17 protein-coding genes are annotated in these 21,732 nt (G+C 38.0%); all 17 read right to left on the bottom strand.

The features are described from left to right. Positions 1 to 6: 6 nt before the first annotated feature. Complete coding sequence (aspS, locus tag LE179_RS01065; protein WP_374128525.1) at positions 7 to 1,773, bottom strand: aspartate--tRNA ligase; 1,767 nt, start codon at positions 1,771 to 1,773, stop codon at positions 7 to 9. A 61-nt stretch (positions 1,774 to 1,834) separates the two neighbouring features. Beyond that, positions 1,835 to 2,368 (bottom strand): NUDIX domain-containing protein, encoded by a 534-nt coding sequence (locus LE179_RS01060; RefSeq protein WP_374128524.1) that lies wholly within the window; start codon positions 2,366 to 2,368, stop codon positions 1,835 to 1,837. Between the two features lie 98 nt (positions 2,369 to 2,466). Beyond that, complete coding sequence (locus LE179_RS01055; protein ID WP_374128523.1) at positions 2,467 to 4,236, bottom strand: phosphoenolpyruvate carboxykinase (GTP); 1,770 nt, start codon at positions 4,234 to 4,236, stop codon at positions 2,467 to 2,469. 571 nt (positions 4,237 to 4,807) lie between these two features. Further along, the gene (locus LE179_RS01050) at positions 4,808 to 5,320 is read right to left on the bottom strand and encodes a nucleoside-diphosphate kinase (RefSeq protein ID WP_374128522.1); all 513 of its coding nucleotides are present in this window, start codon (positions 5,318 to 5,320) and stop codon (positions 4,808 to 4,810) included. Between the two features lie 5 nt (positions 5,321 to 5,325). Beyond that, on the bottom strand, positions 5,326 to 6,114 hold the full coding sequence (pssA, locus tag LE179_RS01045) for a CDP-diacylglycerol--serine O-phosphatidyltransferase (RefSeq protein WP_374128521.1): 789 nt from the start codon (positions 6,112 to 6,114) through the stop codon (positions 5,326 to 5,328). A gap of 9 nt (positions 6,115 to 6,123) precedes the next feature. After that, positions 6,124 to 6,744 carry a phosphatidylserine decarboxylase gene (locus tag LE179_RS01040; protein WP_374128520.1) on the bottom strand — a complete coding sequence of 207 codons (621 nt, stop codon included), beginning with the start codon at positions 6,742 to 6,744 and terminating at the stop codon, positions 6,124 to 6,126. Between the two features lie 103 nt (positions 6,745 to 6,847). Then, positions 6,848 to 7,961 (bottom strand): peptide chain release factor 2 gene (gene prfB, locus LE179_RS01035; RefSeq protein WP_374128519.1). Its coding sequence is split into 2 segments (ribosomal slippage): positions 6,848 to 7,921 and positions 7,923 to 7,961, totalling 1,113 coding nucleotides; the frame shifts between segments, so codons are not numbered across the junction. A gap of 187 nt (positions 7,962 to 8,148) precedes the next feature. Further along, complete coding sequence (locus tag LE179_RS01030; RefSeq protein WP_374128518.1) at positions 8,149 to 8,727, bottom strand: hypothetical protein; 579 nt, start codon at positions 8,725 to 8,727, stop codon at positions 8,149 to 8,151. Between the two features lie 14 nt (positions 8,728 to 8,741). Beyond that, entirely contained in the window at positions 8,742 to 11,195 is a 2,454-nt protein-coding gene (leuS, locus tag LE179_RS01025) for a leucine--tRNA ligase (protein WP_374128517.1), read from the bottom strand. A 305-nt stretch (positions 11,196 to 11,500) separates the two neighbouring features. After that, positions 11,501 to 12,238, bottom strand: a complete 738-nt coding sequence (locus LE179_RS01020) for a TlyA family RNA methyltransferase (protein ID WP_374128516.1) — start codon at positions 12,236 to 12,238, stop codon at positions 11,501 to 11,503. 93 nt (positions 12,239 to 12,331) lie between these two features. Beyond that, the gene (dxs, locus tag LE179_RS01015; RefSeq protein WP_374128515.1) at positions 12,332 to 14,173 is read right to left on the bottom strand and encodes a 1-deoxy-D-xylulose-5-phosphate synthase; all 1,842 of its coding nucleotides are present in this window, start codon (positions 14,171 to 14,173) and stop codon (positions 12,332 to 12,334) included. Positions 14,174 to 15,533: 1,360 nt separating this feature from the next. Beyond that, complete coding sequence (locus tag LE179_RS01010; protein WP_374128514.1) at positions 15,534 to 16,430, bottom strand: polyprenyl synthetase family protein; 897 nt, start codon at positions 16,428 to 16,430, stop codon at positions 15,534 to 15,536. Between the two features lie 4 nt (positions 16,431 to 16,434). After that, positions 16,435 to 16,647: an exodeoxyribonuclease VII small subunit gene (gene xseB / locus LE179_RS01005; RefSeq protein ID WP_374128513.1), complete on the bottom strand. Its 213-nt coding sequence runs from the start codon at positions 16,645 to 16,647 to the stop codon at positions 16,435 to 16,437. After that, positions 16,625 to 17,875 (bottom strand): exodeoxyribonuclease VII large subunit, encoded by a 1,251-nt coding sequence (gene xseA / locus LE179_RS01000; protein ID WP_374128512.1) that lies wholly within the window; start codon positions 17,873 to 17,875, stop codon positions 16,625 to 16,627. The genes xseB and xseA overlap by 23 nt, the downstream gene beginning before the upstream one ends. Positions 17,876 to 18,147: 272 nt before the next feature. After that, positions 18,148 to 19,704, bottom strand: a complete 1,557-nt coding sequence (rny, locus tag LE179_RS00995; RefSeq protein WP_374128511.1) for a ribonuclease Y — start codon at positions 19,702 to 19,704, stop codon at positions 18,148 to 18,150. A gap of 11 nt (positions 19,705 to 19,715) precedes the next feature. Beyond that, complete coding sequence (locus LE179_RS00990; protein WP_374128510.1) at positions 19,716 to 20,309, bottom strand: 5-formyltetrahydrofolate cyclo-ligase; 594 nt, start codon at positions 20,307 to 20,309, stop codon at positions 19,716 to 19,718. Then, entirely contained in the window at positions 20,266 to 21,585 is a 1,320-nt protein-coding gene (locus tag LE179_RS00985; RefSeq protein WP_374128509.1) for a replication-associated recombination protein A, read from the bottom strand. Before LE179_RS00985 ends, LE179_RS00990 begins: the two co-directional genes overlap by 44 nt. Positions 21,586 to 21,732 lie beyond the last annotated feature (147 nt).

Raw genomic sequence — 21,732 nt, 5'->3', positions numbered from 1 at the left:
CTTTTCTCAGCTTTCCGCTTGTTTAACTGTAATACGTATTCCCAGTTCTTTTAACTGTTTATCGTTTGCCGGAGCAGGGGCATTTGAAAGAGGATCAACCCCTTTCTGTGTTTTAGGGAAAGCTATAACCTCTCTTATTGAATCTTCCCCTGCAATCAAGGCGCAAAGCCTGTCAAACCCCAACGCTATGCCGCCATGCGGAGGAGCGCCATAAGTCAGAGCTTCAAGCAAAAATCCAAACTTTTCTTTCGCGGATTCATCTGAAATATTTAAAATATCAAAAATCTTCTTTTGAACATCGCTCCTGTGTATTCTTATGGAACCCCCGCCCAGTTCTATGCCGTTCAAAACAACATCATACGCTCTCGCTTTTGCTATGCCCGCATTTTCTTTTGTAAGAGAATTTGCATCCTCAGGTGAAGTAAAAGGATGGTGTAGCGCCTGCCATCTCTGTTCTTCCTTATCCCATTCCATAAGAGGAAAATCAACGATCCATAAAAAATTAAATTTATTTTTATCTATAAGTCCGAATTCTCTACCTATCCTAAGTCTCAACGCTCCCAACCCTTGAGCAGCTATTTTTTCTTCGTCCGCAAGAAAAACAATTAAATCGCCGGATATAGCGTTGAGTTTAGATATAACTGCTTTTATTTCATTTTCTTTGAAATACTTTACTATATTCGAGTCCGCACCAGTGTCAGTAATTTTCATCCACGCCAAACCTTTGGCTCCGTATTCGCCGACAAATTTTGCAAGTCCGTCAATTTCAGAGCGGGAAAAGCTTGCGCCTTTCGGAATACATAAACCTCTTACAGTTCCGCCTTTTGAGATTGCAGATGAAAACACGCCAAACCCGCTGTTCTTAAGTTCTGGAGATAAATCCTTTATTTCCATTTCAAACCTTGTGTCGGGTTTGTCAGAACCAAACCTCAACATTGCTTCCGCGTACGGTATTCTTTCAAAAGGCGTCTTCACGTCAAGATTCAAAGCCGCTTTAAAAGTTCTTGCAAGCATTCTCTCTATTACACCCATTATATCTTCTTCGTTTGCAAATGACATTTCAATATCAACTTGTGTAAATTCAAGCTGCCTATCCGCGCGCAAATCTTCATCTCTGAAACATCTTGCAATCTGATAATATTTATCAAAACCTGCAACCATCAAAATCTGTTTAAAAAGTTGCGGAGATTGCGGCAACGCAAAAAAATTTCCACGTTGGAGTCTTGACGGCACTAAAAAATCTCTGGCTCCCTCCGGAGTGGATTTGGTTAAAAACGGCGTTTCAATTTCCAAAAACCCCTCTTCATTTAAAAAGTCTCTTATTCCTTTTGAAATTTTATGACGCATTACAAAATTTTTCTGAAAATTTGGGCGCCGCAAATCTAAATATCTGTATTTTAATCTCAATTCCTCAGATGTATCAACATAATCTGAAATTTCAAACGGAAGACCCGTCGAAGTATTGAGAACTTTAAGTTCTGCAACTATAAGCTCAACGCTTCCTGTGGGCATATTGGGATTTACCGTCCCGTCAGGTCTGTTTCTCACTAAACCTTTAACGGCGATTACGTATTCGCCGCGAAGTTTCTCCGCCGTTTCAAATATCTCTTTATTTTCAGGCTGGAAAACAATCTGTAGAATGCCCTCTCTATCTCTTAAATCAATAAAAATCACTCCGCCGTGATCTCTGCGCGAATGAACCCATCCGCAAACAGCAATCTCTTTACCTATGCTGTCTTCCCTTATACCGCCGCAGTAACCGCTTCTCTTCATAAAATCCTCTTTTTTCTCCAGCAGAGCCAATAAGAAAGCACGATATTTTCTACATTCCACGCTATTTTAAAATATTTTCAAAATACAACAATGCAATAATCGTTTTTGAATCTTTTATTTTGCCTGTTTTTACCATTTTGACAGCTTCTTTAAAACTCATAATTTCTCTTGAAACAAACTCGTCTTCATCCGGATTTTGCTCTCCATTTATAAGTCCGAAAGCCGCAAAAATATGGATAATTTCATTTGAAAAAGCGGCAGTAGGATAAAACGCCAAGAGTTTTTTCAATTTTTTAGCCCGATATCCTGTCTCTTCTTCAAGTTCCCTTGTTATACATTCAAGAGGCGTTTCGCCTTTGTCAATTTTACCGGCGGGTATTTCGTAAGTTATTTGATTTATGGGATATCTGTATTGTTTTACCAAAACAATACTTTTCCTACTTATAAAAGGAAGAACCGCCGCTGCTCCGGGATGTCCTAAATATTCTCTTTTCGCGACGGCACCGTTTGGAAGTTCGATTTTATCGCAAAAAAGATCTATTGCGGATCCGCAATAGACTTTATTTTTTTTTATCAATTTTTCAACTATATTCATTTTTTTATTTTATCATTTTTTTGAATGCAAATAAAATAAAGAGAGGCTGAAAAAACTCTCTTTCAGCCTCTTTCTTATTTGACAAAAATATTTAGAATTTATATTCCAAGTTTCTTTTTAAGCTCTGCCAGATGGTTTCTTAAATCGACCGGCATTTTGTTGCCGAATTTAGCATAGAACTCTTCTATCATCACCACTTCTTTTTTCCAGTCTTCCTTATCAACCTTCAACAGTTTTTCCATTGTTTCTTTTTTAATATCCAAACCGCTCAAATCTATTGCATTTTCTTCAGGGAATAAACCTATTTCAGCTTCTTTAGCCCCTACTTTTCCTTCAATTCTGTCTATCATCCATTTTATAATTCTAGAATTATCTTTAAATCCAGGCCACATAAACTTGCCATTTTCATCTTTTCTAAACCAATTCACCATAAAAATTTTAGGAAGCTTCTGAACTTTTTTGCCGATATTAAGCCAATGTTGAAAATATTCGCCCATATTGTAGCCACAGAAAGGAAGCATAGCCATAGGATCACGTCTGACATTTCCCACCTGTCCGCTTGAAGCTGCAGTTGTTTCAGAGCCTATTATTGAAGCCGTAAACACGCCGCTGTTCCAGTCTTTTGCCTCGTATACAAGCGGAATCGTGTCTTTTCTACGTCCGCCAAAAATTATCCCCGAAATAGGAACGCCTTTAGGATTATCACATTCAGGTGAGAGCGTGGGACAGTTATAAATTGAAACGGTAAATCTTGAATTCGGATGAGCCGCAGCTTTACTCGAGTCCTTGTCATATTTCTGTCCTTGCCAGTCGGTCATATCTGACGGAACTTCATCAGAAACTCCCTCCCACCAGGGAGTATTGTTGCTGTTGTCAACAGCAGTATTTGTAAATATTGTCGGGAAAAATTTATCGTTTTTGAGCGTCTTTACCATAACGGGATTTGTCTTTAACCCTGTTCCCGGAGCAACTCCGAAAAACCCGGCTTCCGGATTAATCGCGTAAAGCCGCCCGTCTTCTCCGACATTAATCCAAGCTATGTCGTCTCCCAAAGTCCAGACCTTATATCCTTTCAGCACAGGCTCTAAAAGAGCGAGATTTGTTTTTCCGCACGCCGACGGGAAAGCACCTAGAAAATACGTCACTTTTCCGTTAGGATCCTGTACGCCTACAATAATCATATGTTCTGCAAGCCAACCCTCTTTATATCCCAGATAAGAGGCAATTCTGAGAGAATAGCATTTCTTGCCAAGCAAAGCGTTTCCGCCGTATCCCGAACCGAAACTCATAACAAGATTTTCCTGCGGAAAATGCATAATAAACCTTCTGTCGGGATTCACGTCGCCAATCGAATGAATTCCTCTGAAAAAATCAGAAGAACCGCCTATTCTCTCAATTGCCTGCTTTCCAACTCTGGACATAACTCTCATGCTTAAAGCGACGTAGATTGAATCTGTTATTTGAATACAGTTTTTTGCATATTTTGATTTGGGAGTTCCCATAACAAAAGGAATAACATACATTGTTCTTCCTTTCATTGCACCTTTGAAGAATCCAGTCATTTTTGCTTTTGCTTCTTTGGGATCCATCCAGTTGTTGTTTGGTCCCGCCTCTGTTTCTGAAGGAGTACAGACAAAAGTTAAATGCTCGGTGCGCGCCACATCGTTCGAATTTGAACGGTGATAATACGAATTCGGATATTCTTTGTCGTTTAATTTTCTTAAAACAACTCTTCCGTCTACTTCTGACTTTTGCGCAATATCTGCCAATCTCTCTGCTTCTTCCTGAGAACCATCCATTACATAAACTTCGTCAGGTTGAAAAAGCTTTTGCATTTCTTCTACAAATAATTCCATTGGCGTTGTCATTTCTTTTTAACACTCCTTTTCAACTTTTGTTGTCAACTCCGAGGTGTCCTCTATTTGCCAAAATAATATAATCAAAAAAACCGATTAAAAAACGATAATTAACACATTTCAAACTGATAAAATTTCGTTGCAGACAACCACAGAACACACAGGTTTTCTGCAGGTCTAACTCTGCATGTTATCGCTTACACGCCGTAGTACTTTCCGTCTCGTCGCTCTGCGCGCTATGCATGAGGTGTGCTGCATTATGAGTACAGTGAGTTGATTAACTGCCACACTGCTTGACAACGCTCAGCATCGCATCATTTTCTTAAAAGCTTTTCAAAGTATGTCTTGCTTTATACCCCGCAAAAAGAATTCCTGCTGAGGAAACATCAGGACTCTGCGAGATAGCCTTTTGAGGGAATCTGCTCTCTCTATTAGAAAAGACAACAGTTAAGATAATAGCCGAAAATTCCGTTAGTTTTATATTTTTAAAAACGACAACTTTTTATTGAGCGAGTAACCGCCGCAACTATACCAATACCACTCTGCAACTTATGCATTGATAGACTCAAAAACTATTATTAAGTTACGCCCAGACCGCTTTTTCTTCTTTTTCAATTACAATTTTTTTCACTGGATATATTCTTTCCACTATTTCTTCGGGTTTAAACCACAGCTTGATTTCTCTCTCAGCTTCCGATGGATCGGAAGAGCAATGTACGACGTTCTCATACACACCTTTAGTTGTTATTCTTCCGTATGCTCCTCTGATTGAAACGGGATCTGCTTCTTCAGGATTAGTTTCTCCAGCAATTTTTCTCATCTTTGAAATAGCGTCTTCGCCTCGATATACAAATGCCAACACTCTATCCCAAGGCTTTCCGTACACTTCACCCTGAATATAATCTATAAGTCCGCCAAAAAAAGGTTTATCTTTGAGATGATAGTAATGCGCTTCTGCCAAATCTCTACTCACTCTAACCGCTTTTGCTCCTATAATAACCATTCTTGCCTCAGAAAGCTTAGTTAGAATATTTCCCGTAAGAGATTTTTTAATTCCGTCAGGTTTAATCAAAATTAAAAGCTGTTCAATCGCCATTGTTTCTACCTTTGTTGAAAGATCCTTTTTAAAACTTTCCAATACTTTATTACGTAGCTAAGTATACCAGAAAAAGCATATAAAGTAAATAATATAAAAATAATATTTTGCGGAAATGTAAACGTAAGCCATATAAGCAATACTGTCAAAATTAAAAACTTGAACGCTTTAGGCTTTGCAACGTTTATCTTTTTAAATGAAACATAAGGAATGTTCGAGACCATAAGCAAAGATAAAACCACCATTACAATAGGCATTGTTTTAAAAAATACCGGCATATTTTTCATCAAAATTGGTATCGTTTTAAACGTTAAAGACTGTCCCGGAACAGCAATAAACAATTCATAACTCAAGACGAAAGATATTAACAATCCTGCCGAAGCAGGAGTCGGCAGTCCCATAAAAAAATTCGATATTGAATCATTACTGCAAGCTTTAACATTAAATTTTGCAAGTCTCAAAGCACTGCATAAAATAAACAACACAGAAATTGCCGTGCCAATCTTTCCCATAGAGTTTAAAACAAGAAGGTACATCATCACAGACGGAGCAATACCAAACGATACTAAATCGCTTAAAGAATCCATCTGAACACCAAACTCACTCGTCGTTTTTGTCAACCTAGCGACTCTTCCGTCCGTCATATCAAAAACTATGGCAAATATAAGCAGCCATGCAGCTTTCGTAAAATTTCCGTTTATCGACGATATTGTAGATAAACAACCACAGGTTATATTCCCACATGTGAAAAGACTTGGCACTATATAAATGCCTTTTTTTAATTTTTCATCCATGAAAATTTCCTACTTATTTAAAGTTGCAAAAATTGTTACACCTGATACAACTTTATCGCCCTGATTTACCTTGACATCAGTATTCTTGGGAATATGCAAATCCACCTGCGAACTGAATTTTATTACACCTATTTTGTCGCCAGTGTTTAAAATATCGCCGGGCTTTACCCACGAAACGCATCTTCTTGCAAGTATTCCTGCAATCTGTTTGACAAGATACTTTCCGCTTTCATTTTCTATGGTTATAATATTTTGTTCGTTGACTATATGCGCTTGAGGATCCATAGCTTTTAAAAACTTCCCGGGTTTATATTCGACGCATTTAACTTTCCCCATAACAGGGGAACGCTGTAAGTGAACGTCTAAAACTGACAAAAACACTTTTATAATTTTTTCCGTTTCATTTTCGCTTACTTCTAAAACTGTTCCGTTGCACGGAGAAAGAATTAAATTATCTCCTTTTGTTATTTCCACTTGAGGATCTCTAAAAAAATATACGCAAAACAACGAAATCAAAATGCAGAAAATTCCCGCCGTAGTCAAAATTGTACCCCGGCTTACAATAAGCAATACCAAACCCAAAATAAGCGGAACTGTAATAAATCGGTACCCTTCCTTTACAATTTGCATATAAACATACCTTTTCACACGCTTTGATTTTTATTTTTTCAAGATAAAATTTTATAAAAAAACAACCTAATGCAAAACCTCTGAAAATAAAACACTTTTAAATTTAAATATTAAAGCTGCTAGTTTTGCTCGTTATATTTTTTTCTAATTTCCACGATAAATACGCACCAATAAAGTCGTCAATTTCCCCGTCCATAACTAAATCCACCTGCGATGTTCCATATCCTGTTCTGTGGTCTTTTACAAGCTGATAAGGCATAAAAACATAGGAGCGTATCTGACTTCCCCACTCTATGGCACCTTTTTCATTATAATGCTTTTCGTAAGAAGCGCGCTGCTTTTCCCGCTCAAGCTCATAGAGTCTGGCTTTTAAAAGTTTCATTGCTGTCGCCCGGTTTTTTATCTGCGAACGGTCATTTTGAGACTGCACCGTTATCCCCGTTGCCAAATGCGTAATTCTCACTGCGGAATCAGTCTTATTTATATGTTGTCCGCCGGCGCCAGAAGCTCTATAAGTGTCAATTCTTATATCTCCGTCTTCAATAATTATATTAATAGCGTCTTCCACTTCGGGTATAACGTCAACCGAGCTGAAAGATGTATGTCTTCTTTTATTTGAATCAAACGGAGAAATTCTAACTAGCCTATGAACACCTACTTCCGATTGTAAAAATCCGTAGGCATACTCGCCTTTTATTATCACCGTCATATTTTTTATTCCGGCTTCCTCGCCTTCTAAACTGTCGACAACTTCCGTTTCGAAACCTTTATTTTCAGCCCATCTCGAATACATTCTCACCAACATCTGGGACCAATCGCAAGATTCTGTCCCGCCAGCACCGGCATGTATAGAGAGAATCGCGCTGTTTTTATCATGCTTGCCATTGAGCTTTGTTTTTACTTCAAAAACGGATAGTTCTCTTTCAAGTTTTTTGCTGTCGTCTTTTATATCTTTTAAAAGACTTTCATCGTTTTCGCCTGCTGCAAGTTCATTTAAATCGATTAAATCTTTAACTTGTTTACTCATATCATACCATTTATGGCACATGTTCTTTAAACCGTCGAGTTCCGCCATAATTTTCTTGGCTTTATTTTGATCATCCCAAAAATTTGGAGCCGATATTTCAAGCTCAAGATTCTTGATTCGATTGATTTTTAAATCAATATTAAAGAGACCTCCTTAAAGCATCTATTCTCTCTTTTTGTTGTTCAAGCATTTAAACCCCTTTTGTCATTTACGCTGTCTCGTACATACGATTGAGCCTGCGGTTTTATTTGCTCACGTTGATTTTCATCCATATCCAAGCGGAATTCGCATTCCTTTCTTCCGTCATTCTACTTTCTTTTTCTACTTACTATGCAATGTTTTTTCACATTGACATTTACCACTCGAATCAAAGCCTTTTATTTTAACGCCTGTCTTATAATACGCCTTGACAGTTTAGCAAAAATAGTTTTTCTGGCTTTACTTTCCGTTATTCCGTCGTTAAATTTGAGAAATTTCGAGTCTTTACTAATATCCCTATAAATATGCATGTCTCTCATATTCGGTTCATTCCACAGAATCACACCTTTACTTTTATCAATAAGCGAAACGTTCGCTTTAATCAACATCTTAAATTGATCAGCACTCAATTTATCTATCGCTGCATTTATTTTGCAATAAGTAATTGGCTGCAAAATATATCCTTCAATTACAGCAACTAAAACGATATCAGCTTCTTCTTCAGTGTTTACTAAAGAAAGACGCCCGTCCCTTATTATTTCTCTTTCAACAATCTTTGTAAAGATTACTTCAATACCAATACTAGCTAGGTTGGTACTGCCAGCAATTAGTTTGATACCGTTAAGAAAAGGCTTCACATAAATTTTCTTAATATTTTCCGGCAACAGGCGTGCGGTGGCGGGGACATAAAGAGAAGAACACGATATTAAAAATAAAAACGATGCAAATAAAGACAAAACCAACATAATTTTTCTCATAAATCCCCTAAACATCATTTAACGGATATTGTGATGATTTTATCTTTAACATATATAAATTTTTCTATCTTTTTATCTTTTAACTGCGGAGCAATCTTCTCGTTTGTTTCTATAATTTTTTTAATTTCATCTTCGTCGGTTCCTGCAGAAATCATTATTTTGCCCCTCAACTTCCCGTTTATCTGCACGGGAATTTCAATAGAAGACTGTTTCATCATACTTTCGTCAAAAGCAGGCCAAGGATAAGTCGATATATATCCTCTGTAACCGAGCATCTCCCATATTTCTTCACAAATATGCGGCGTAAACGGAGACATTAAAAGCACAACAGTCTTATACGCTTCAACAGATGCTCCGCCGTCATTTGAATGATATTTATAAGCATATAAAGCATTTACAAATTCCATAATTGAAGAAATTGCCGTATTAAATTGGAATTCTTTTTCAATATCAATAGTGACCTTTTTGATTGTCTGATGCATTATTTTTAAAATATCATTTTTATTTTTCTCAGATGCGGGAATATCAGACTTCTTGTGAACTACATCAAAGAGACGCCATATTCTGTTTATAAACCTCCAACACCCTTCAACACCTTCCATAGACCAGTCAAGCTGTTTCTGAGGTGGCGAGGCAAAAAGAACAAAAAGTCTCGCTGTATCCGCACCGTACTTTCCAATTATCTCATCAGGGCTTACGATATTCCCTTTTGATTTAGACATAACTCTACCGCCCAGCGTCACCATTCCTTGAGTTAAAAGATTTATAAACGGTTCATCGTGCTTTACAATGCCCAAATCCCTCATAACTTTATGCCAGAACCTAGAATATATCAAATGCATACATGCATGCTCTATCCCGCCGACATACTGATCTACCGGCATCCAATAGTTTGCTTTCACAGCATCAAAAGCCATATTGCTATTGCGGGCGTCGCAATATCTCGCATAATACCATGAAGAATCGACAAAAGTATCCATTGTGTCAGTCTCTCTTTCAGCGTCCATGCCGCATTTAGGACATTTCACATTTACAAAAGCCTCGCTCGATTTCAACGGAGATTCTCCTTCTCCCGTAAATTCAACATCCTCAGGAAGCATCACAGGCAAATCTTTTTCCGGCACGGGAACGGTACCGCAGATTTTGCAATGAACCATAGGTATCGGAGTTCCCCAATATCTCCGTCTTGATATAAGCCAGTCTTTAAGTTTAAAATTTATCGTTTTTTTGCCAAAACCTTGTTTCTCAATCCATTCTGAAATTACGCCAAATGCTTCGATGGATTTTATTCCGTTAAACTGTCCAGAGTTTACAAGCACGCCCTCGTCTTCGTAAGCGTTTTCATCAACAGATTGAGTTATGCCACAAGAGTCGTTGCCTCTTATAACTTCTACGATCGGAATATTATATTTCTTTGCAAATTCCCAATCTCTCTGATCATGAGCCGGCACCGCCATAATCGCGCCAGTACCGTATCCGGTCAAAACATAATCCGCCGTAAAAATTGGAATTTCTTTGCCGTTAACCGGGTTTATCGCATTGACACCCTCAAGCCTTATTCCGGTTTTTTCTTTACATGACGCTCTCTCTATATTTGATTTTCTGCCGCTTTCAGCTACGTATTCTGCAACTTCATTATAATTCATGATTCGCGGTTTTATTTCGCCAATAATTTTATGCTCCGGCGCTACAACCACAAAAGTAGCGCCAAAAAGCGTATCGGGCCTTGTCGTGAATATCTTTAATTTTTCGCCAGTTCCCGTCAATGCAAACTCAATTTCTGCCCCGAAAGATTTGCCGATCCAGTCTTTCTGCATAGATAAAACCTGCTCAGGCCAGCCGCTGAGCTGTTTATGTTTTTCCAAAAGTTCATCAGCATAATCCGTAATTTTTATAAACCACTGTTCCAAATCCCTGTGTTCAGTACGACTATCGCATCTCCAACACAGTCCGTTCGAAACCTGCTCGTTTGCAAGAACAGTATTGCACGACGGACACCAATTGACATTCGCTCTCTTCCTAAAAACTAAACCTCGTTCCCACATTTTTATGAAAAACCACTGATTCCATCTATAATACTCTGGGTTGCACGTCGCAAATTCTCTGCTCCAATCGTAAGAGATACCTAAAACTTTTAATTGTTCTCTCATGCGTATAATATTTTGTTTTGTCCATTTTGCGGGATGAATTTTATTTTTTATAGCCGCGTTTTCCGCAGGAAGCCCAAAAGCATCCCAGCCGATGGGATGTAAAACATTTTTTCCTTTCATCTTATGAAAACGCGCAAAAACGTCTCCAATACCGTAATTTCTAACATGTCCCATATGTAAATTACCCGAAGGATAAGGAAGCATGACAAGACAATAATATTTTTCTCCTTCCTGCTGCTCTTTAGCTTCAAAAACTTTATCTTCTTCCCATTTTTTCCGCCATTTTTTCTCAACTTCAGAGTAATTATAGTCTGTCATCTTTTTCCTCATTAAATGCCGTTTCTCTTCAAATCTTTTATAATATTTTCAGAGTAATTCTTCATATGCCGTCTTTTGCAAGACTTCAATTTTTTTAACCTTTTTTTTGTTATTGCTTGCCACAATATCCTGCGTAAAGTTTATCGGACAGCACAGCATCAACTATCCTTATAATATATCCTGAAAATCCCAACCACATTCCATTCTACGAACCTGCTTTTTGAATAACATTCCTTTCTTTTAGAAAAAACATTATTTTAATATCATTAAAATTGCTCTTTAACAGTAACTCAAAAGACTATTTGTCATTTGCTTAAAAGAACAAAATGTTCTAGATTTCCTTTAGGTCCTTTGAGAGCAGAATCAGTCTCGGAAATGATTTTAAAGCCCAAATCCAACGCGACTTTTTTAATCTTATTTATGGCTTTTTGTCTTAATTTTTTATCTCTCACAATACCTTTTTTTACTTCCGACGGTTCGAGTTCAAATTGCGGTTTTATCATAGCTAAAACAAACCCGTTTTTTGAAACGCTTTTATACGCTACAGGCAAAATCTTATCGAGAGATATAAAAGAGACGTCTATAGTCGCTAAGGCTATATTGTCTTTTAAAAAAAACACGTCAAAATATCTAAAGTTGACATTTTCAATATTGATGACGCGTTTATCTTGCCTTAATTTATAATGCAACTGCCCTGTTCCGACATCTACCGCGTAAACTTTAGCGGCGCCTTTTTGAAGCAGGCAATCTGTAAAACCACCTGTCGATGCACCTATATCTAAACAAATATATCCCTCTACATCAATAGCAAGAGTTTTTAAAGCCGACTCCAATTTTAATCCGCCGCGCGAAACGTACGGATTTGTATTTTTCACCTCGACTAAATCTTCTTCCCCCACTAAAGTTCCGGGTTTATATTGAACCTGATTGTTTACAAAAATGTTTCCGCTCATTATAAAAGCTTGTGCTTTTGCGCGGGTTTCAGCAAATCTCTCTTTTAAAAGTAAGACGTCGAGACGTTTTTTATTTTTTTTCTTCTCCATAATTACCTTCTAAAAAAACAGGCAAGCTTCCAGTTCTTCCAAACGTCCGCAGATGAAAATCGCGATTAACTGAGAAAACGCAAAATAATGTTGTCACAACATCTGTAGCGCCTTTTCCGCTATGTTCTCCGGCGTAAAGCCGTATTTTTTTCTCAAAGCTTCTAAGTTTCCGTGTTCTATGAATTTATCAGGCAGACCTATGCATTCAACCTCAGCTCCGCTCCCACATAAAAAAGCTTTCACGATTTCGCCAAGCCCGCTCGATAAAGCATTTTCTTCAACCGTAATAAACCTCTTTGTTCTTGAAAGCATTCCTTTGACGACATTGACGTCAAGCGGTTTTAAAAATCTCATATTCACAACGGAAGCATTCACGTTTTTTTTCGAAAGCAAGTCTGCAGCTTTCAAACACGTCTCGACATGATTTCCAATTGCAAGAAAACAAATATCGCTTCCTTTCTTTAAAACTACGGCTTTCCCTATTTCCAAAACACACAGTAATTTGTCTAACGCAACACCCGTACCAACACCTTTGGGATATCTTATGACGCAAGGCTTATTTGAATTTAAAGCCGTTTTAAGCATATTCTGCAACTCGTTTTCATCAGACGGAGACATAATAATAAGGTTAGGAATATAATTTAAATAAGACAAATCAAAAACTCCGTGATGAGTTCCGCCGTCTTCTCCGACAAGTCCAGCTCTGTCTAAAGCGAAAACAACCGGAAGATTCTGCAAAGCGACGTCATGTATAATATTGTCAACCGCTCTCTGCATAAAAGTCGAATATATTGCGCACACCGGACGCATACCATCTGCCGCCATAGCAGCCGCAAAAGTTACCGCATGTCCTTCGGCAATACCGACGTCAAAATATCTGTCGGGGAAATTTTCTGCAAATTTATCAAGTCCGGTTCCTTCGGGCATAGCTGCCGTTACCGCAACTATCTTATTATCAGTCTGAGCCAGTTTTATAAGAGTATCAGAAAAAACTTTCGTGTAAGTGACGGTTTTTTTTTGTTCGATTTTACCAGTTTTAACGTCAAACTTTCCGACGCCATGAAAATTTACGGGATCTTCTTCCGCCGGGGCATACCCTTTTCCTTTTTTTGTAATAACGTGCAATAATACCGGAGTTTTTATATTTTTTAGGTTTTCAAGAATCACAATCAGGTTATTTATGTTATGCCCCTGCACAGGACCTATATATGTAAAACCCATCTCTTCAAAAAGCATACCAGGGAAAAGCATAACTTTTACTCTTTTTATAAATTTCCTAAATGGAGACCCAAAGCTGTGGAATCTGCTTACGGTTTTCATAACTTTTTCTTCAAATTTGCGCGCCATGCCCGCAGTCAGAAGTTTTGCAAAATATCCGGCGACAGCACCGACTTTATGCGAAATGAACATTTCATTGTCATTTAATATGATAAGCATGTCTTTTTTTAAATGTCCCGCGTTTTGTAAACCTTCAAAAGCAAGTCCGCCTGTCATAGAACCGTCGCCTATAACAGCAACTACTTTATAATCTTCATTTTTTAAATCCCTTGCAGCGGCAAACCCCAATGCGGCTGAAATTGAAGTTGAAGAATGTCCTGTGCTAAAAGCATCGTATTCTGATTCGGATCTCTTTGGAAATCCGCTTAAGCCGTTATGTATCCTTATAGTTTTGAATTTATCTTTTCTTCCGGTGAGAATTTTATGAGCATAAGACTGATGTCCTACGTCCCAGATTATTTTGTCGCGCGGAGCGTTAAACACGTAGTGAATTGCAACGGACAGATCAACAACACCAAGATTTGAGGACAGATGCCCGCCATTTTCTGAAATCGTATTTATTATTTCTGCTCTTATTTCTTTTGCGAGATAGCTTAAGTCTTCCTTTTTTATTTTTTTTAAATCACAAGGACTATTTATACTGTCTAATATTTTCAACTATCGCTCCAATTTAGTCATAATTGAATGAACTCAGTTCAGAAAGTTTGGAATTTTTGTCTGAAACGACGCTTCTCTTTTTTTCTATCTGCCGAGTAAGATATTGTTATGTTTTTGACAACAGGCAAAATTTAAGCCCACTTCGTTTTCCAAGCTGTTGATAAGCAAGTAACGCTCATTAAGAAATAAATCTGACGTCTTATTCAGCATTTCCAGTTTTTTGCTGTTTCTTTTCGTTCTTTTGTTAAATCTTATCAATTACCGCTGTTGTTGTCGCGTCTTTTACCGCCGTTAATCTGGACAGTTAAGATAAAGTCCTGCCGAAAAAGTTTATTATTGTTGAAATACAGTATAATAAACAAAAAGGATTAAACTGCTGCGAAAATTTTTTTACCAAGCTATGACGATAAAAACGTCAGCGTTTAAAAAATCTGCAACAGTTTTGAAAAACGCTACAGATTTTTAACGATATATTATACCATAGCAATACCTGAGATTGCCAACAAAATATTCTTTCATATTTTTAATTGACTCTTAGCGTTTGAGAAAATATCAATAGAATCACATTGTATATTCTCTCTTCAAAGAAGACAATTAATGATTCTAAATCAAGTTTAAGCGGACAACACTTAAACGCTAAAAATATCTCTCTCATTATTTTTAAGCAGACACAGGTTTCAATTGCGACTGAAATATAGAATTAAAAAAGAATTTTTCTTTCAAAGTAAAAAGATAAACCTTAAAATACGATTACGATAAAAAGATGTTAAAATAAATTTTTAAAGTACCGCACATATTAAATATATAAATTTGATTAAAAATCTGCCATTAAATTAAAAGGTATAGCCTTTGAAGAATACAGAAAAAACAGAAGGGCGGAGACTTGAGAGGCAAACTTCTCTCGGCACAACAAAAGAGAGAGAGTGGATTTTGGTTCGGCATAACAAATAAAAAAGATTCCAATGGGCTGTTTTTTAAGTCCTCAATGCGCCGTATTCGTCAAAGCGGGCGTTTGTGACACCGTTGTTTTTATTTGTTCGAGGAGTGAATTTTTGCATTTTTAGGAGAATAACACAATATGCTTTTCCATTCGTCATTACGAACTTGATTAGAAATCGCTGTTAAAGACTGTTCTTTAACGAGACATATATCCTGCTTCAAGTCAGTCTTGCAGAGAAGGAGAAAGAAGAGAGTCGCCATCTCAGAAAAGTATATCGATACGTGCGATAGTAAATCCTACATTGAGGACGGAACAGCTATCAAACCGAAAACTTGCTTCAAAAAACTATCATTTAAAAAATATACGACAACGCTAGAGAGTTTAAGGATAAAAACCCAACTTATCCGCAACGGCGAAAATTTAATATGCTCTGCCTGCTATATAATCTGTAAAGCAGATAAATATTTCGGATTCATCTCCGAATACGGCTATCGCTTCTTTTGCTCTTCTGATATGTTCGTCCGCTTTTTTCTCTGCTCTCCGCTTTCCGTATAAGGAAAGAGCCGTAAGTTTACAGTTTTCCACGTCGCTGCCTTTTTTGCCTAGCAGCTTTTTATCAGCATATACGTCTAAAATATCATCAGTTATTTGAAAAGCTATACCCGTATCTGTACCATAAATTTCAAGCGCTTTTAAACTTTTTTTATCCGCGCCGGCTAAAACTGCACCTATTTTTAAACTTGCAACCATCAATGCCGCCGTCTTTTGAACCTGTATAAAATTTAATTTTTTTTCTAATAGCGCTTCACTTTTTCCGCTCCATACTCCATTTGCAATAGTATCTTCGCTTTGTCCCGCAATCATTCCTTTATAACCGCTGTAATCCGCAAGAATCCTTACAGCTTCGTTTATATTTTTTTCGCTGCTTTTCGATTTTGTTATAAGATTGAAAGATTCCGTAAGCAATGCATCGCCGCACAAAATAGCTGTAGCCTCGCCAAATTTTTTATGATTTGTAAGCATTCCTCTACGCAAATCGTCATTATCCACCGCAGGCAAATCATCATGCACTAGGGAATAGGTGTGTAGATATTCGACGGCACAGGCAGCAGGAATCACATCTTCTGCTTTCGCGTCAAAAAGCTCAGCCGCCAAAATAACTAATATGGGACGCAACCTTTTGCCGCCGGACAGAACGCTATAACGCATACTTTGAGAAATAATGGAATTATCTTTGGGCAGAAATTTTTTTAACGCTGAATTTATATATTCCGCTTTTTGGAAAAGATATTTTTCAAAATTAACGTTTTTCTTCAAAATTTTACTCCTTAAAGAGCTCTATTTTTCCAGAAGAAGTTATAATTTCAATTTTTTTCTTTGTCTCATTTAATTTTGCCGAACAGAATTTTACAAGTTCAGCGCCTTCCGCAAATAAAGCCAAAGCTTTATCCAAATCAGGCGCAGCGTTTTCCATTTCGGAAACTATCTTCTCGAGTCTTTCAAGAGATTTCTCAAAATTCAACTGCTTTTTCACAACTTTTTACCTCAGCATTTAAAGTGCCTGACGCAAGCTTTATACTGATATCGTCCCCGGCGCTGACGTTTTTTGAATCTTTAATAATTTTATTACCGCTATCAAAACAAACGGAAAAGCCTCTTTTTAAAACAGATAGCGGAGACACAATATCTAATTTATGGGAAATATTTTTCACCTTCTCGGATTTTAATTCAAACGCTCTGCGAATATTTACTAAAAGACGGTTATCCAGTCCGTCTAAATAGGATATTTTATCTTCATATATCAAATGCGGCTTCGTCAACGCTCTTGAGGACGCAAGTCTGTCAAGTTTTGCTCCGCAGTCGCTTAATGTAAAATTCATCGCTTCAATAAGAGACTCGCTTAAAAATTCTATGCGTTTTTTAATGCCATTTCCGCTTCTTAGGACCATTTCTGCCGCCGCAGAAGGCGTTGGAGATACCATATCCGCAACAAAATCCGCTATTGTAAAATCAACTTCGTGTCCCACGCACGATACTACCGGTATTTCTGAAGCGAAGATCGCTCTTGCTACAGATTCCGTATTGAAAGCCCATAAATCTTCTATTGAACCGCCGCCTCTGCCCACGAGCAAAACGCTTAAATTTTTATGGTGGGAATTCAAATATTCTATCGCTTTCGGAATTTCCTTTTCGGCTTCTTTACCTTGAACCCTCACAGGATATATCAAAATCTCAATATTCGCGTTTAAATTTTCCGCTACTTTTAAAATATCACGCAACGCGGCACCGTCCTGCGAAGTAACGATTCCCATTCTGTTTACAACATACGGCATAGGTTTTTTTGCGTTACCGTCAAAAAGACCTTCCGCTTCCAATTTTTTCTTCAATTGCTCATACGCTTCGTAAAGCTTGCCTTTACCGTACAGCTCCATACGATTTACAACCATCTGATAATCGCCGCGCTTAGGATAAGAACTCACTCTACCGTAAACCAAAACTTTCATTCCGTTTTCAGGAACAAAACTTAAATTTATACCTATATTTTGAAATATTACCGCTTTTATCTGAGCATTTGCATCTTTAATACTAAAATACATATGTCCAGAATTATAAAGCTTAAAATTTGAAATTTCTCCCTGTATCCATACGGCGGGATATGAATCTTCAAGGATGAGTTTTATCCCATTGCTTATCTGCGTAACGGTATAGATAAGTCGTCCGCTGTTATCATTACTGAAATCAAACTCTAAATCCTCAGACATTTATGCAGCTTTTTACCTCACAGTCCCGTGCGGGCAATATATTCCTTATTTTAAATCCCCAGATATCTGCGTAATTTTCCGCCCTATATACTAGGAGTAAATATTAGAGTTAAAAAAGCCTTTGAATCAAGCTAATTTTTTACCGACATCTTATATTTTTACGAATTACTTTGAGCTTAAGCAGAGTTTTCGCCATCAAAACTTTATATCAAAAAACGCAATAAGTCGGCACATAGCGCAAGCATACGCATAAAAAAAACAGAATAAAAAACTTACTTTGCTATATCCTGCACCCTTGTTTCTCGAATAACGGTAATCTTAATCTGTCCCGGATATTCTAGTTCTTGCTCAATTTTTTTAACTATATTATGCGCTAAAATTTGCGCCTGCTTTTCGTCAATTTCATCTGGCTCTACAAGTATTCTTACCTCTCTTCCAGCCTGTACTGCGTAAGCCACTGAAATGCCGCGAAACCCTTTTACGACTTTTTCAAGTTTATCAAGACGTTTGAGATAATGCCCTATTGATTCTTTTCTTGCGCCAGGTCTTGCCGCAGAAATTGCATCCGCCGCCGCCAGAACGAAAGCTTCAGAGCTTGACGGAAGTTCAAAACCCTCGTGATGCGATAAAATTGCATTTACCATCTTAGGGGATTCGCCATATCTTTTAGCTATATCGGCGGAAATCTGATGATGAGTACCCTCAACTTCATGATTAACAGCTTTTCCTATATCGTGCAGCATCGCCGCCTTCTTGCAAAACATTACGTCAAGCTTTAGCTCGCCTGCTATGGCACCTGCAAGCCATGCAACTTCTAACGTGTGCTGAAGTTGGTTTTGCCCATAAGAAGTTCTGTATTTTAATTTTCCGAGCAATCTAATAATTTCAGGATTAGAACAGGGAACTCCCACCTCTATCGCGGCTTGCTCTCCGACTTCCTTAAGATGTTGTTCCATCTCCTTTTTTATCCTTTCAACGACTTCCTCAATTCTTGCAGGATGAATTCTGCCGTCGGCAATCAATTTTTCCAAAGCAAGTTTTGCTATTTGCCTTCTTACGCCGTCAAAAGCCGAAATGACTATCGACTCAGGCGTGTCGTCAACTATCAAATCAACGCCTGTCGCCTGTTCAAACGCTCTGATATTTCTGCCCTCTCTGCCTATAATTCTTCCTTTTACTTCATCGCCTAAAATCTGAACCGTCGAAGTGGTGATATCCGCCACATGATCTACGGCTACGCGCTGTATCGCAATAGAAAGAATCTCTTTTGATTTTTTATCGGCATTTTCCCGCGTTTCTTGTTCAAGTCTCTGTGCTAGGACCGATGCGTATTGTTTTGCATCCTTCTCCATTTCGCCTATAAGATTTTTTTTTGCCTCTTCCCTAGTCATTCCTGAAATTTTTTCAAGAATTTTCTTTTGCTCTTCCTTCATTTTATCGATTTCCGCAAATCTTACGGAAAGATGCTGCTCTTTTGAGAAAATATCTCTTTCTTTACTGGATAAACTTTTCTCCCTCCTGTCAATCGCGTCAATTTTACGATCTAAGTTTTCTTCGCGCTGGTTCAAGCGATTTTCCGTATTTTGAACGGCCTGCTTTCTTTCTTTTATTTTATGTTCGAATTCTTTCCTCTCTCCGTCAATCGCTAACCTTGCATCTAAAATTATCTCTTTTGATTTTGTCTCAGCTATTAGTTTTGCCTCTTCCACAATTCTTTCTGAAGTTCGTTCTGCCGATCTAATATCTAATCTCGCATAAATAAAACGCAAAATATATCCCACAGTCAAAGCCACAAAAGCGGTTATAACAATCACCATAACGTTTTCCATTTCTCCGCTCCTTAAATTCCTTCAATTTGCATAATCCTTTTTTCAGTAATAATAACACCTACCGGAATGTCATATTCCTCAGTCGGAAGTTTGTCTGTAATTTGAAAATCATAAGCGAGTCCTACGGTTTTTTCAAGCGGCACGCTTTTAAGCCACCTGTCATAGTAACCTTTGCCGTAGCCCGTCCTGTATCCTCTAGCGTCAAAAGCAATGCCCGGAACAAAAACCAAATCGACATCGCCTTTTTCTACTATATCTCTGGGACTTATTCCAGGTTGTCTTATGCCGCAAACCGATTGGCAAGCATCTTCAAGCCTTGAAATCTTTACGGCGTACATCTTTCTATTTTCGGAATTTTCTATCGCAGGAACAACAACGGTTTTCCCATTGTCAAGAGCAGAATTTACCATAAAATCAGTAACAACTTCAGAACCGCTAGATAAATAAAACATCACGGTTTTCGCTTTTCTGTATAGAGAAAGCTTTTTAATTTCTACAAAAATATCTGCGCTATAGGCTGCCGCCAAAGCCGGTCCTACTCCATTTCTTATAGCTAAAAACTTATATCTTACTTTTCTTTTTTCTAATTCCAAGCAATCGTTCACGGACTTTCCCTTCGTAGCTTTCCTTTGTAGGCGTATAAAATTCCACAGGATCAGTCCAATATTCCTGTTGTACGTAATGTCCTTCAAAATCATGCGGATATTTATATCCCTGCCCATGCCCAAGTTTTCCGCCATCGAGATTCGCATCTTTCAAATGATTTGGAACACCTCTAACTTTACCGTTTTTAACTTCCGACAAAGCCCGCTCGACAGCCATATAAGAGGCATTAGATTTCGGAGCGCAAGCCACGTAAATAGCTGCTTGGGCTAAAATTATTCTCGCTTCGGGCATGCCGACAAATTCAACCGCATTAAGTGCGGAAACCGCAAGCGTTAAAGCTCCAGGATCCGCCATACCCACGTCTTCGGAGGCACAGATTATTATTCTTCTTGCAATAAAGCGAGGATCTTCTCCAGCCGCAAGCATTTTTGCCATCCAGTAAATCGCTGCGTCGGGATCTGTTCCCCGCATTGATTTGATAAATGCAGAAATATGATCATAATGAGCGTCTCCCGAGCTATCGTATAAAAATGCTCTTTTCTGTATTGATTCCTGAGCTACGCTGATATCAAAAACTCTCACGCCTTCCGCATTAGTCTCCGCGGAAAGAACACCTACCCCAAGCGCATTGAGAAGTCTTCTGGCATCGCCAGCTGCATTCGCGAGCAAATGTTCTTTCGCTTCTTTTGACATTTTAACTTTATAGCTTCCAAGTCCATTTTCCCTATCTTTTAAAGCTGACTCCATAATATGTAAAAGAGCTTCTTTTGACAAAGGCTGAAATTCAAAAACCGTACTCCTCGAAATAATAGCGGCATTAATATAAAAGAATGGATTTTCCGTAGTTATACCGATTAACGTTATTATGCCACTTTCAACGTCCGGAAGCAACGCGTCTTGCTGCAAACGGTTGAAATGATGAATTTCATCAAGCATAAGAATAGTTTTCTTGCCAAAAACTTCCGTCCTAGCTTTTGCGGCTTCTATTATCTTTCTTATGTCAGCTATGCCGATCGTCACTGCGTTTGCTTCTTCGAAATACGCTTTTGTTTTTGAAGCAATAATCCTTGCCAACGCACTTTTACCGGTTCCGGGCGGACCGAAAAAAATTACAGAACTGAGATTGTCAGATTCTATTAAACGACGCAAAAGTTTGCCGTCTCCCAAAATGCTTTCCTGTCCCGCAAATTCTTTAAAATTACGAGGCGACATTCTTACAGCCAGCGGTTTGTTTTTATGATTTACGGCATTTTCAAGAAAATTTGTCTGTTTCATAAGCTATCTACATTGCTTTTCGGCACTAATTCAGCTTTTAACTAAGTAAAAAAAACTGCAATGCTAGAAATTCCAATCAATCTAGATCTCATTTCTTCAATTAAAATGCGACAGTACACGCCTACTTGCCGCTCTTTAAAAAGAGAC

The sequence above is a fragment of the Candidatus Endomicrobiellum agilis genome (assembly GCF_020328115.1).
In the GTDB taxonomy this organism is placed as follows: domain Bacteria; phylum Elusimicrobiota; class Endomicrobiia; order Endomicrobiales; family Endomicrobiaceae; genus Endomicrobiellum; species Endomicrobiellum agilis.
The sequence above is the reverse complement of the archived record's forward strand: the minus strand, read 5'-3'. Positions and strand labels throughout refer to the sequence as shown.